The sequence below is a fragment of the Coriobacteriaceae bacterium genome, assembly GCA_025992705.1.
Lineage (GTDB): Bacteria > Actinomycetota > Coriobacteriia > Coriobacteriales > QAMH01 > QAMH01.
Window position 1 is genome coordinate 117,988 of the sequence record DAJPGJ010000001.1, and the last position, 12,834, is coordinate 130,821.

10 protein-coding genes are annotated in these 12,834 nt (G+C 60.0%); 3 read left to right on the top strand and 7 right to left on the bottom strand.

Annotated features, from left to right (window positions below; genetic code table 11):
* The first annotated feature begins 105 nt into the window (after window positions 1-105).
* Complete coding sequence (locus OIM11_00555; GenBank protein HJI99641.1) at window positions 106-1,326, top strand: acetate kinase; 1,221 nt, start codon at window positions 106-108, stop codon at window positions 1,324-1,326.
* 14 nt (window positions 1,327-1,340) lie between these two features.
* Here the strand turns inward: OIM11_00555 and OIM11_00560 are convergent, their stop codons facing one another.
* Genes OIM11_00560 through OIM11_00570 form a run of 3 tightly spaced genes read right to left on the bottom strand, consistent with a single transcriptional unit; the run spans window position 1,341 to window position 3,886 of the window.
* Window positions 1,341-1,931, bottom strand: coding sequence for an indolepyruvate oxidoreductase subunit beta (locus OIM11_00560; GenBank protein ID HJI99642.1), 591 nt, complete (start codon window positions 1,929-1,931; stop codon window positions 1,341-1,343).
* A complete protein-coding gene (locus OIM11_00565; protein ID HJI99643.1) occupies window positions 1,924-2,604 on the bottom strand; it encodes a thiamine pyrophosphate-dependent enzyme in 681 nt (226 codons plus the stop codon). Before OIM11_00565 ends, OIM11_00560 begins: the two co-directional genes overlap by 8 nt.
* Window positions 2,573-3,886 carry a hypothetical protein gene (locus tag OIM11_00570; protein ID HJI99644.1) on the bottom strand — a complete coding sequence of 438 codons (1,314 nt, stop codon included), beginning with the start codon at window positions 3,884-3,886 and terminating at the stop codon, window positions 2,573-2,575. Before OIM11_00570 ends, OIM11_00565 begins: the two co-directional genes overlap by 32 nt.
* Before the next feature lie 127 nt (window positions 3,887-4,013).
* Here OIM11_00570 and thrC point away from each other — a divergent pair, with 127 nt between their 5' ends.
* Window positions 4,014-5,552: a threonine synthase gene (gene thrC, locus OIM11_00575; GenBank protein HJI99645.1), complete on the top strand. Its 1,539-nt coding sequence runs from the start codon at window positions 4,014-4,016 to the stop codon at window positions 5,550-5,552.
* Between the two features lie 166 nt (window positions 5,553-5,718).
* Entirely contained in the window at window positions 5,719-6,069 is a 351-nt protein-coding gene (locus OIM11_00580; protein HJI99646.1) for a LysR family transcriptional regulator, read from the top strand.
* A 136-nt stretch (window positions 6,070-6,205) separates the two neighbouring features.
* Here OIM11_00580 and OIM11_00585 read toward each other — a convergent pair whose 3' ends face one another.
* The 4 genes from OIM11_00585 to OIM11_00600 form a co-directional block, all read right to left on the bottom strand.
* On the bottom strand, window positions 6,206-7,345 hold the full coding sequence (locus OIM11_00585; protein HJI99647.1) for a DUF5692 family protein: 1,140 nt from the start codon (window positions 7,343-7,345) through the stop codon (window positions 6,206-6,208).
* 16 nt (window positions 7,346-7,361) lie between these two features.
* Window positions 7,362-7,949, bottom strand: a complete 588-nt coding sequence (locus OIM11_00590) for a TetR/AcrR family transcriptional regulator (GenBank protein ID HJI99648.1) — start codon at window positions 7,947-7,949, stop codon at window positions 7,362-7,364.
* A gap of 184 nt (window positions 7,950-8,133) precedes the next feature.
* The gene (gene pknB / locus OIM11_00595) at window positions 8,134-9,942 is read right to left on the bottom strand and encodes a Stk1 family PASTA domain-containing Ser/Thr kinase (protein ID HJI99649.1); all 1,809 of its coding nucleotides are present in this window, start codon (window positions 9,940-9,942) and stop codon (window positions 8,134-8,136) included.
* Window positions 9,943-10,060: 118 nt separating this feature from the next.
* On the bottom strand, window positions 10,061-12,832 hold the full coding sequence (locus OIM11_00600) for an FtsW/RodA/SpoVE family cell cycle protein (GenBank protein ID HJI99650.1): 2,772 nt from the start codon (window positions 12,830-12,832) through the stop codon (window positions 10,061-10,063).
* Between the last annotated feature and the right edge of the window lie 2 nt (window positions 12,833-12,834).

Here is a 12,834-nt window from a genome sequence, read left to right on the forward strand (position 1 = left end):
GGGCACTTTTGTCTGGTTAATGAGACAACGTCTCTGAGTAACTGTCTCATTCCGCCGGTAAGCGCCTCATCTATAATGGTCGAACACGGTCACAAGGAGGACACAATGCTCGTACTGGTCGTAAACGCCGGAAGCTCCAGTTTGAAAAGCCAGCTCATCGACACAAATAACAAGTTGTCGCTCATGAGGTGCCTCGCGGAAAAGGTTGGCTCGCCCGAAGCGTTCATGAACGTCTCGTTCGCGCCCGACTTTGCCAAGACCTCCTACGACGTGGCGGGTCTTACGGTGCCGGAATGCCTCAAGGAGCTGTTGGACATACTGGTGCAGGACCCCAAAAGTCCCATCAGCAGCCTCGACCAGATCGATGCAATCGGAAATCGCGTCGTCGCGGGTGGCGAGTACTTCAGCAAGGCCACGCTCATCGATGACGACGCACGGGCAAAGCTCGAGGCATGCGAGGAGTTGGCGCCGCTCCATAACCCGCCCGCAGATGCTTGCATCGACATGATGCGCAAGATGATGCCGGACACGCCGGAGGTCGCCGTGTTCGACACCGCATTTCACACCACGATGCCTCCGAAGGCCTACATGTACCCATTGCCCATGCGCTACTACGAGGATTATCGCATCCGTCGCTACGGCGCCCACGGCACGAGCCATCGCTATGCAGCGAAGCAGGCAGCCGCCCTTCTCGGACGTCCGCTCAAGGACCTTGGCCTCATCACCTGTCATCTGGGAAACGGCGGCTCCATCACGGCCGTGAACCATGGCAAGTCCATCGACACCACCATGGGCTTCACGCCACTCGAAGGCCTCATGATGGGCACGCGCACGGGCTCCATCGACCCGGCCATCATCACCTACATCATGCGTCGCGAGGGCATCAGCTTTGACGAGATGGATGCCATCCTCAACCGCGAAAGCGGCATCCTGGGCGTGTCGGGCCTATCCAGCGACATGCGCGACGTGCTGGAGGCGGCACAGGATGGCAACGAGCAGGCAGAGCTCGCAATCGACATGTACGTGTACCGGGTGCAGAAGGCCATCGGCGGCTTCTACGCCGCGATGACGCGAACAGACGCCGTCGTCATGACTGCAGGCATTGGCGAGAACTCGGCCGAGTTGCGCGAGCGCATCTTCGACGGGCTGGCGCACATGGGCATAATTCTCGATAAGGACCGCAATCACGTGACGGGCCAGATAGGCGTCAATCGCATCATCTCGATTGATGACAGCCCCATCAAGATCTGCGTCGTGACCACCGACGAAGAAGTGCGCATCGCCCGCGAGACGAGCAGTCTCGTGAAGAAACTCAACAAAAAGTAATGAACGAAGCGCGCTTAGTCCCCGAAGACGAGGGCGATGGCACGCAGATTTATCTCGTGAAAGCGAGGCTTCACGCGAGCGCGTATAGCGGCTTCAAGCTCATCACGCGTAATGCCGAGCGCACCGCTTTTGACAGCCGCGGTGAGCAGCGCGATGTTGAGCACCTTTGCCGATCCGACCTGATCGCAGATGGAGGTTCCATCGACTTCGATGAGCGTGGCATCGGGCAGCGAACGCAGGTATGCAAGTGCCTCGGACCCGTCGTAGTCGATGCCTTGCAGGGCCGCTACCGGAGGTTGAGTTGCCTGCGTGTTTACGACGATGGTGGCGCCAGGCGCAAGGTAGTCGATACAGCGCACAGCCTCGCCAGGCTCGAAGGCGATGAGGCAGTCGGCGCAGCCCTTGGGCACGAGCGGGGATTGCGGATGACCACCACGCACGTGACTTGCGACTGAGCCGCCGCGCTGTGCCATGCCAATGGTCTCTGCGGTCTTTACGTGCTCGTCACGGGCGAGCAGCACCTGCGCAATGAGGCGCGAGGCAAGCACATTGCCCTGTCCGCCCACGCCACAGATGACGCAGTTAAGTCCGGAACGTCTACTCATCGCGTCCCCCTTCCCGCAGCGCGTCAGTGGGGCATATCTTGCAGCAGAGCTCGCAACCGTAGCACAGCGATGCATCCACGGCCACGTGGCCATCCTCGACCACGAGAGCAGGACAGCCAAGCTGCTTGATGCAGACGCGGCAGTCAATGCAGGCATCGAGGTCAAGCTCAACGGCTGGATGCCGTGGCGGCTCGAGATAGATGCAGGGCGACTTGAAGATGATGGCACGCACGCCCGTCTTGTCGATGGCATCGCGCACCGTCTGCACGGCAGCCTCGAAGTCGAGCGGATCGACGATTGCGCACTCGACATCGAGCGCTTCGAGAATGCGCGGGATGCTGAGCGCGGGCACGTCGTTGCCCATCATCGTGTGGCCTGTGCCCGGATGCGGCTGCTGGCCGGTCATGGCCGTCGTCGAGTTGTCGAGTATACACACGATCATATCGTGCTGGTTGTAGACGGCGTTGACGACGCCCGTGATGCCGCTGGCAAAGAAGGTCGAATCGCCCACGAAGCCAAACGCGAGCGTGCCAGGGTCAGCCGTCTCGATACCCTGCGCGACGGTGATGCCACCGCCCATGCACAGGCATGTGTCGACCATGTCGAGCGGTGCGGCATTGCCGAGCGTGTAGCACCCGATGTCACCGCAGAAGACGGCCTTGCGTTTGCCCACGGCACGTTTGACGGCATAGAAGCTTGCGCGATGCGGGCAACCCGCGCATAACACGGGAGGGTCGCGGTGGGAGATCAGGTTTGTCGACGGGATGTGCCAGGGGGTCTGACCCCCTGGCACACGCCAATGTGCCAGGGGGTCTGACCCCCTGGCACATCCCGTCGACAAAATCCGCGAGCACGTCGCAAATGGCCTCGACGCTCTGCTCGCCTGCATAGCCAAAGTAGCCATCGAGCTTGCCATGGATGGTGTTGGGCAAGAACTCGAACCCACAGAGGAAGTTGAGCTCGCGCTCGATGACGGGATCGAGCTCCTCGACACAGATGACCTCGTCAACCGCCTCGAGAAACTCGGTCGCGAGTTTGGCGGGGAAGGGATAGGGCGTCCCGATTTTGAGGACAGGCAGCTCGAGTCCGCACATCTCGAGGGCTTCCATGACGTAATGATACGAAACGCCACCGCAGGCGATGCCGAGCGCGAAGCGCGACTCGCCACGCTGCTCGAATGCATGAGTCGCCTCCTCACGTGACATGCCGGAGATCTCGATACGGTTGGGGCGATAGCCGAAGGAGAGCTCATCGGCAATGGCCGCCGCGCGCTCCTCGACCTTGCCATGGTTCAGAAAGCTCGTGCGCGGGAAAACGACCCAGCGCTGCGTGTCCTTCACAAAGCCGCTCGGGACATGCCGCTCCCAGGCGGCATCATCGTCATCTCGCGTGGGATTTGCGAACTCTGCCCCGCAATCGGCTACGCCGCCACGCGTCTTGACGGTGCCGCAGGCGTGGCTTACGCGCGTGGTCGGGCGCACGATAACGGGCGTATGGTGGCGCTCGGAGAGCTCGAAGGCATCCTGGATCATGCCGTACGCCTCGCCGGGGCTCGCCGGGTCGAAGATCGGCACCTTGGCAAACTGCGCAAAATTGCGTGTGTCCTGCTCGGTCTGACTCGAGATGGGGCCGGGATCATCAGCCACGACGATGACGAGCCCACCCTCGACGCCGATGTACGAGAGCGTCATGAGCGGATCGCTCGCGACGTTGAGACCGACCTGTTTCATCGTGACGAGGGCCCGTGCGCCGGCATAGGCCGCTCCCGCGGCAGCTTCGAGGGCGGCTTTCTCGTTGGTAGACCACTCGACATGGATGGAGCCATCGTTGTGCTTGGCGATGGTCTCAAGCACCTCGGTCGAGGGCGTGCCAGGATACCCGCTCACGAAGTTGACGCCCGCGTGCATAGCGCCGAGCCCGAGGGCCTCGTTTCCCATGAGCAACTTAACTGGCATGTCGTATCTCCTCGTCTGCGCCTTCTCGTCAGGCTTTCCGATAGCGTTTGCGTGCCGAGTCGTGTGCTCGGCGCAGTTCGATACATGGTACCATCTATCGCACGTTCACCTTACCTTGGAGTTTCGCATGGAAATTCGCTATATCGACACGCGTGGTAACACACAGGAACCCTTGACCTTTAGTGAGGCGCTTCTGAAGGGGATTGCCTCGGGAGGAGGCCTTTTCGTTCCCGAGAAGCTGCCTTCGATGACGCTCGACGAGATCGTCTCGCTCGCCGACATGCCCTATGCCGAGCGGGCGGCGTTCGTGTATGAGCGCTTCGGCGTTGACTTTGGCGATACGGAGCTCAACGAGCTCATGCAACATGCGTATAACGAGAACTTCGACACGCCGGACATCTGCCCGGTCGTCACCGTTGCCGATGGCATGCATGTGCTCGAGTTGTGGCATGGCCCCACGTGCGCCTTCAAGGACATGGCGCTCCAGTGTCTGCCGGTGTTCTTCTCGGCATGCGTTGACAAGCATCGTGCTGCGGGCGGTGCGGATAACGATTATCTCATCGCCGTGGCAACGAGCGGTGATACCGGCAAGGCGGCCTTGCAGGGTTTTGCAGACCGCGACCATATCTCCATTGTCGTCTTCTATCCAGACGGTGGCGTGAGCGATATCCAGTTCAAGCAGATGGCCACGCAAGAGGGCGACAACGTCTGCGTCTATGGCGTACGCGGCAACTTCGATGATTGCCAGACGAGCGTCAAGCGCATGTTCGACGATGCGACCTTCAACGCGCACTTGCTCGACACACGCAATATCGCATTGTCCTCGGCCAACTCGATCAACTGGGGCCGCCTGCTGCCGCAGGTCGTGTACTACATCAGCGCATATTCCATGATGGTCAAGGACGGCGTTGTGGCCGCCGGTGACCCCATTGACGTGACGGTTCCCACGGGCAACTTCGGCAATATTCTCGCCTGCTGGTATGCCAAGCAGCTCGGCGTGCCCATCGACCACATCGTCTGCGCGAGCAACGCCAATCGCGTGCTCGCCGACTTCATCGAGACGGGCGTTTACGATATCAGCGACCGGCCCTTCATGCTCACGCCCTCACCTTCGATGGACATTCTCGTCTCGAGCAATCTCGAGCGCCAGCTCTTCGAGCTCACGGGGCGTAATGCCGCAGCCATCCAGGGATGGATGGATGACCTGCGTGAGAAGCGCCGCTTCGAGCTTGACGAGGAGACCTTCGCCGCGCTCCAGCAGAATTACCGCGCGGGTTCAGTCGACAGCGACACGTGCCTGCAGATCATTCATGACGTCTTCGAGCAACATGACTACCTGCTCGATCCGCACACGGCTGTCGCATGGAAGGTCGCCGAACAGCAAAAGGGCGACAACCCCATGCTCATTGCCTCGACGGCCAACTGGGCGAAGTTCGGCAGCAACGTGTATCGGGGACTAGCCGGTATCCCGGCAGACGAGCCGCTTCCCGCTGACGTGGAGGAGCTTACCGATGTGCAGCTCAACCGCAAGGTGTATGAGATGACGCGCGTCTGCCCCATTCCGCCGCAGCTCGATGAGCTCGACGACAAGGCAATCCGCTTCACGACGGTGATCGACGGAGACGTGACGGCAATCGAAGATGCGGTTACCGATTTCATAGGATAAACACGAGCGTATGAAGGGTTAACCGTTCGCCACCGCAAATAGCCTTTGCTCAGCTTAATCTTGAAATCCGATAAAAATCTTGTTATCCATGTAGATAGCGTTAAAGGTATTTATCGGGCAATTCATCAGTGCGAATCTACAGGACAGCTTACCGAGAGGATTCATCATGGCCGATAAGAAAAATCTGCACGCACAAGTCAAACTCATGGTTAGTGCTACCGAGGATCGCAAAGGTCCGACATTTGGAAAAGGCGCGGCGACCCTTCTCCACGGGATCGAAGAGAACGGTTCGTTGAACAAGACGGCCAAGAACCTTCACATGGCCTATAGCAAGGCGTGGAGCATGATCAAGAAGGTCGAAGAGGGCCTCGGCTTCCAGCTCATCGAGCGCTATGGCGCCCGTGGCTCCAAACTCACCGAGGACGGCGAAGAGTTCCTCAAACTCTACGATGTCTACGACAAGAAAGTCGAAGCCTACGCCGACAAGGTCTTCCGCGAGACCTTCAAGGACTTCTAGAGTAACGTGCCTGGCACGCAGTCTCAAAAGGTAGCCAAAAGGCATCGATTGTCGATGATTTGAGACAGCGTGCCAGGCACAGAGAAGCCGCCCGATGGGGCGGCTTCTCTTGCGTCACGCAAGTCACGAGCCCGAGTTACTCGCGCTTGATGGTATCGACCTCGACATCGATTTCGTCAGCATTCTTGGCAACGTACACAAAACCGACCTCGCCATTTACAGGCAGCTCGTTGTAGGCAACCATCTCGGCGATTTCCGCAGGAGTCGCGCTTTTGGGCTCGGTCTCGAGCAGGTAGGCGGTGTCGGCACGACGCGCCATGGCTTGCTTGAAGTCCTTCGTTCCTACGAAGACCTCCTGCTTGTACGGGTTGACGCCAAGCTTCTTGGAGCGGTAGATGATGTAACCGAGCGCCAGGATGTTGGCGATGAGCGCGATGGAGGCGACCACGGTATTGACGGCCGGGTCGTTCACGGACTGCACCGCGAAGATGGAGTCGTTGGCGAACATCGGCACCATCTGGCAGAACATGCACCACATCGAGAGCGTGAACGCGCGGTTCTGGATCCAACCACCCTTGTTCCACATCAGGCCCGCAATCGTCGGAGCTAGCAGCAATGCGATGCCGCAGTACCAGGAGTGGGTGGGCAGGCAGTTGTAGGTGTAGCAGAAGTTCCATAGGTCATACGCGATGATGAACACCCACGTCATGTCCGGCCACAGCATGTCCTGGCGCTTCTTGGAAATGTAGATGCCGAACCAGCCGGTCATGCACAGGATGTTTAGCAAGCCGGCGCAGCCGTTGAGCACGTTATGCCAGCCGCCGTTGAGCAGGACGCCCTCGTCGGTGACGAAGCTCGAATCCCAGGCGACGATGGCGCTCTCGAAGTCGCTCGCGACCGCGATCAGGATGTTGATGGCCACGATCACGAACGGGAACGCCTTGAACCAGTGCGAGCGACCGATCTTTCCCCAGCTGTACTTGAGCATCATGAAGCCGATGCAGCCCGCGGTCGCTGCGTACACCTTGGCGTAGTGGAACCAGCCGCCCATGGTGGTGTACGTGGGGTTGTTGAGCGCCCACTCGGCGCCCATTGCGGCACCGACCTCGACGGCAATGCAATAGATGGTCATCGCGCCGCACACGCCGAAGAACATAAAGCAACCGCCGAACTTGGAACGTCTGGCAAACTCGTTGAGCAGGATGAGGGCTACCAGCACCATGATGAGCCCCATCCATTGAAATGGGGCGTTTGCCCCGTATACGTCAAACAGCATTTCTCATCCTCCTTGTCTATGGCCTATCCATGTGGAGCGTCTGCGCAATTACGTCGGCGATGACGGCATCGTCGGCATCCGGATGCTTGCGTAGATATCCGATGACACCCAATATGAGCACGTAAAACGTCTCGTACAGGTGGTCAATCCGCACGTCGTGGAGGTCCGCATAGTCACGGACGGTGGTGTCTATGATGTAGCGCGTCGTCTCGTCCGCGACACGATTCACGAACTCGAGGTAAAGCGCGGCGTTTTCGCGCGAGGACAGGGCGATATGGAAGGTGTCGTCCTCGAACAGGCCGATGCGTAGCAGCTTGACGATGGTGCTGAGCGCATGGTCGATGTCGCCTTCGATTCGACCGTCGTTCCAGTGCGCGAGCGCCTCAATGTAGTCCTGGGTGTAGTCGTCTATGACGGCAGACGTGACGGCGTCCTTGTCGGGAAAGTAGTGATAGAAGAGCGTCCGCGTGACACCCACACGCTCGGTGATGTCCTTCACGGTCGTGTGGGAGAGGCCGCGCTCCTCGTAGAGGTCGCGGGCTGCGGCGATAATCTGCGCCCTGCGCGCGTCACTGCGATTGACCGTTGCGTCGTCTGGATTCATGGCGCGTCTCCCCATCTCCCGATTCGCGTATTAGGCTATCGCTCTGGTCGACACGGGGTCAATGAACAGAATTGACGAAACGTCAATGAGAGACAACGTGCCTGGCACCCTGTCTCAAAAGGTGGCCAAAGGATATCGATTGTCGATGATTTGAGACAGCGTGCCAGGCACGCCTAACGCAACGCTATTGCGTGGTGGACGCCTCGCCCTCGCCGCCGCCAGTTGCATCTCCTCCGCCGGTGTTATCACCGCCGGTCGTGTCTCCACCGCTTGGAGTGTCGGGCGTTGTGGGCTCGGAGGGATAGGGCGAAACAGCAACCGTAATCGTGATGCTTGAACCCTTGGCCACCTCGGTACCACCAGAAATGCTCTGGCTGATGACCTCGCCCTGAGCAGCGCTGGTAGATGACTCGTACGTGACCGACACGCTCAACCCGCGGCCTTCGAGGGCCGACACGGCATCAACCTCGCCGATACCCAAAACGCTCGGCACAAGGACGTTTTCCTTCTTCTTGCCCGTCGAAACGGTGTAGGTGACCTTGGAACCAGCCTCAACCTGCGAGTTGACGAGCGGATCCTGGGCACAGACCTTGCCAGCTTCAACAGTGTCACTGCTGTCCTGCTTGGATTCACCTACGAGCCCTAACGCAGCGAGTTGCTGCTCTGCCTCCGAGGCCGTAAGCCCCGTGAGGTTGGGCACGGTAACAAGATTGCCGCTCGTCTTGCCCGACGAAATCACAAGGTCAACGGTCGAGCCGGGCTCCACGTGGGAGTTTGCCGTCGGGGTCTGGCTAATGACCTTGCCCTTCTCGACCGTCTCGCTGATGTCGAGCTTGATCTTGCCGACCTTAAGCCCGACAGCATTCAATGACTTGCGGGCTTCTTGCTCGGTCTGCCCTTGGAGGTTGGGCACGGTGACGGAGCCGCCCCCGAAGAGACCCGCGCCATTGGCGACAAAGAAGCCGATTCCAGCGATGAGGATAATGGCGATGATCGCGATGATGACGTTGCGCTTCGTGTTGCTATTGCGTGGTGGCTGCTGCATGCCGCCACGCCCGCCACCGGGCATGATGGTGGTCTGCCCCGGCGTGGGCATGACGGTCGTCTGGTCGACGCCATAAGCGCCGACGCCGGCAGCGGCATAGCCAGGGTTAAGGACCTGGGTCTCGGCCGAAGCGCGACCCGACAGATAGTCGTCGATGGCGCGCTGCATCTCCTTGGCAGTGGCAAAGCGATCGTCGGGATTCTTCTCGAGCGCCGTCATGATGATGGCCTCGAACTGCGGATCGATGTTGGGGTTGATCTGACGCGGCGGTACGGGCAGGTCACTTACCTGCTTCATGGCGACCGAAACCACGTCCGCACCGTCAAAGGGCAGTTGGCCCGTCGCGGCCTCATAGAGCACGATACCGAGCGAGTAGAGATCGCTTGCCGGCGTGAGCTTCTTGCCCTGGGCTTGCTCGGGGCTCACGTAATGCGCGGTGCCCAGAACAGACGAATCCTGCGTCATGCCGGGATGACCGGCCTGCGCAATGCCAAAGTCCATGACCTTCACGTTGCCATCGCCCTGCACCATGATGTTGGCGGACTTGATGTCACGGTGGATGATGTCGTAGCCATGGGCGACGGAGAGCGCGGAGCACACCTGCGAACCGATCTCTGCAACCTTGCGCGGATGGATGTTGCCGCGTTGCTGGATGGCGGTCTTGAGATCCGTGCCGCGCACGTACTCCATGACGATGTAGTACGAATCGCCGTCACGGCCCCAATCGTAGATGTTGACGATGTAGGGGCTGCTCAGGTTGGCGGCAGCCTGTGCCTCCTGCCTGAAGCGTGCGGCAAAGTTGGGATCTGACGCATATTGCGGAAGCATCACCTTGACGGCGACAGTTCTGCCAAGCGTTGAATCGGTGGCTTTGTAAACCTCTGCCATGCCGCCCATACCGATTTTCTCGGTAACTTGATAGCGGTTCCCCAATGTCCGATTAACCACGTTTATACTCCCTGTCGCTTGTGATGCGAATGCGCGCGTTCGCATACCATCAGGCATTCTACCAATCTAGTAGCTGCCGTATCTGCATAATGTCGAAAAAAGCGCTTTGCCTGCATATCTAGAGCGCCCCCAATTCCCTTAGGGCAGCCAAAAACACCGTTGAGGCCTTGGGCGCCGCAACGTCTCCGCCGCTGTCGCCTTCCTCGATGACGATGGCGACGGTCACGCTGCGACCGTTGGCCTGCGCCGTACCGACGAACCAGGCATCGGATTTCTCCTTGCCCGTCTCGGCCGTACCCGTCTTGCCGATGACGTTCGCGCCGTCAACACGGGCTTGCGTGCCCGTGCCGCTATCCACGACGCCCGCGAGAATCTCCTGCTCGGTCTTGGCGGTCTTTTCCGAAATCGTCTGGCCCATGATCTGGGGGCGCGTCTCGAAGGTCGTCGACCCGGAGGCAGACACCACCTTGGATACGACATAGGGATGCAGGGCCACGCCGTTGTTCGAAATCGCCGCCATGCAAACGGCCATCTCCATCACCGTGGCCTGGGGTCCTGCGGGGCTTTCGTGCTCACCGACGGGCTGGCCGTCGCCGGCCCAGGCGGTTTCCCAGCGGGTCATCTCGTTAGGATCGGGCATGAGCGAGGTGGCGAGGTTGAAGTCAAGCGCCACGGTATCGCTGTTGAAGCCGAACTTCTCGGCATAGGTGACGAGGTTCTTGGTGCCGAGTTCGTCGGCAATCTGCGCAAAGGCCGTGTTAGCCGACAGCGCGGTAGCCTCAGCGACGGTGACGCGACCGTACGCATGGTTCTTGTAGTTGGTGATGGGCGCGTTGCCGATATCAAGCGAGCTTGGCGCGCTGTAGACGGTGTCAGGCGTAACCGTGTTCGTGTCGAGCGCAGCGCCGAGCGTGACGATCTTGAAGGTCGAGCCCGGTGCGTAGAGCGTCTGCGTCGCGCGGTTGACGAGCGTTCCCTCCGAGCTAAGCGACGATCCGGTAAGGATGCTCTCGACATTGTTGTTGTCATAGGTCGGTGTGGATGCCTCGGCAAGCACTGCGCCCGTAGCGGTGTCGAGTACGACGCATGCGCCCTTCTGGCCATAGAGAACGCCTTCGGCGGTACGCTGAATCTTCGAGTTGATGGTGAGCACGACATCGTTGCCCTGCGGTTTCTCGCCTGCGTAGGCGCGGATGGCATCGCCTATCGTCTCGAAATGCTCCTCGCCCACAAGGGTGGAGCCCATCGTGTTCTCGACGCCAGTGCTGCCAAAACGCTGCGAGGTGTAGCCAACGGCATGAGCAGCGAGCGACCCCTGCGGATAGACGCGCTCATAGGTGCCATCCGCCTGCGGGATGGATTCGGCGAGCACGACGTTGTCGGAAGTGACGATGGCGCCACGTTGCTGCTCGGCGATGCGCTGCAGCGTATGGTTGTTGCCGCTACGGTTCTGCAAGTCATCGGCTTGCACGACCTGCACGTAGGTGAGATTGGCGATAAGGGCGGCAAAGAGCAGCGCGAAGACGGTGATGAGCCTGGTAAGGCGCTTGCCCAGGGCCGAGCGGCCCAGAACGCCCGTCTCGCCCGGCGTCTTGATCGTGGTTGTGCTCGTCATCTCGGTTTGCAGACCAGTTCCCTCGTTGCCAGCGCAGAGCAGCAGGCCGACGATGATGAAGCTCGAGAGCAGCGACGAGCCACCTTGGCTCATGAAGGGAAGCGTCAGGCCCGTGAGCGGGATAAAGCCCGTGACACCACCGATGATGATGAAGGCCTGCAGGCAGATGGACGTGGTGAGGCCGACAGCCGTGAAGGCCGCCATGTCGGATTTGGCGCGTGCTGCGGTGAGAAATCCGCGCACGGCAAAGAGCATGAACAAGAAGATGACGCCCGATGCGCCGAGCAGGCCCATCTCCTCGGCAATGGCCGAGAAAATGAAGTCGCTCTCCACCTCGGGGATGAAAGTGGGCATGCCCCGGCCGATGCCGCAACCGAACAGGCCACCATCGGCAAGCGAGTACAGCGACTGCACGAGCTGATAGCCCGAGCCGCCTGGATCGGCAAAGGGGTTGAGCCAGATTGCGATGCGCGTCTGCACGTGCGGAAAGAGCGTGTAGAGGCCCACGCCGCCGATGGCGACGAGCACGATGCCGATGAGCACGTAGGAGAGTCTGCCAGTGCAGACGTAGACCATCACGAGGAAGATGCCGAAGAACAGCAGGGCGCTTCCCAAGTCGCGCTCGAGGATGACGATGAGCATGGCGATGATCCACATCGCAAGCAACGGTATGAGCGCACGGAAGTCAGGGTACTTGAGGCCGGAGCGGCTACGGCGCATGACGCTCAACAGCTCGCGGTTGTCGGCGAGATAGGCGGCGAGAAACAGGACGACGAAAATCTTGGCGATTTCGCCTGGCTGGAACGAGAGCCCGAAAATCGACAACCAGATGCGCGAGCCGTTGTATTCCGCTCCGATAAACGGAACGACCGGCAACAGCAGCAATATGAGGCCGAAGAGCAGGCAGGTGTACTTGTAGCGCCCCAGTCGCTCGACGCTGGGCACGAGAATGATGGTCGCGACCATGAGCGCGATGCCGGCAAAGAGCCAGATGATTTGGCGTCCAGCGCTATCGGGCGCGAGACGCAGCACAAAGCATATGCCTATGCCGCACAGCAAAAACGCAATGGGCAGGATTGCCGGGTCTGCATTGGGCGCAAATCGGCGCAGCGCCAGATGCGCAACGAAAAAACTCACGACCAGCGCGATGGGCACGGCAAAGGAGTTGAACGTCAACGGCGTGTTCGCGTTGACGAGCAACATGAGGAATAGCAGCAACAATACGGGTGTTGCTGCTATGAGAAGCCATAGCTCTGTCGTCCGGCGTGAACGCACGA